This window comes from Acidiphilium sp. PM, from assembly GCF_000219295.1.
Classification (GTDB): domain Bacteria; phylum Pseudomonadota; class Alphaproteobacteria; order Acetobacterales; family Acetobacteraceae; genus Acidiphilium; species Acidiphilium multivorum.
On the sequence record NZ_AFPR01000426.1, the window covers coordinates 1 to 516 of the forward strand.

Sequence of the window (516 nt, forward strand, 5' to 3'; positions counted from 1 at the left end):
CGCGCAGGATGTCGTGAACCGTTTCGCTCATGTCTGGCTTTCCGCCTCCTTGCGATGTTCCTGGACCGCGACGTCTCTGGCGCGGATCGGGCGGCGGAGCAAGGGGCGGAATGGCGGGCGGGGGCGCGGAAAGCCGGTCAGGGCGTGGAAAAGCGGGCGATGAAGCGGCGGTCGATCCGGTCCTTCCAGCGGCGGACCCAGGCGCCGGAAAAGACGATGCCGTTGCGGGTGCCGATCGCGTGGTCCGGCCCGGTGGCGAGCAGGTAGAGGGCGGCGCGCTGCGGGCGGAACGGGCGGAGCGGCCGGCCATCGACATGGCGGCGGAGATTCTCGGCCAGGACCGGGCCCTGGCGGACCGCGTAAAGCCCGGATTTCGGCACCTTCATGCCGCCGAACCCGGCGATGTCGCCGGCGGCGAAGACATTCTCGTGCGAGATGGAGCGCAGCGTGGGGGCACGGCGACGAAGCCCTTCGCGTCGGTGGCGAGGCCGCCGCCGCGCAGCCAGGACGGGGCGG

At 72.1% G+C, this 516-nt stretch carries 1 pseudogene; it reads right to left on the minus strand.

Annotation, left to right across the window (positions count from 1 at the left end):
* Window positions 1-137: 137 nt before the first annotated feature.
* A pseudogene (locus APM_RS13210) lies at window positions 138-516 on the minus strand (hypothetical protein); the annotation flags it as partial.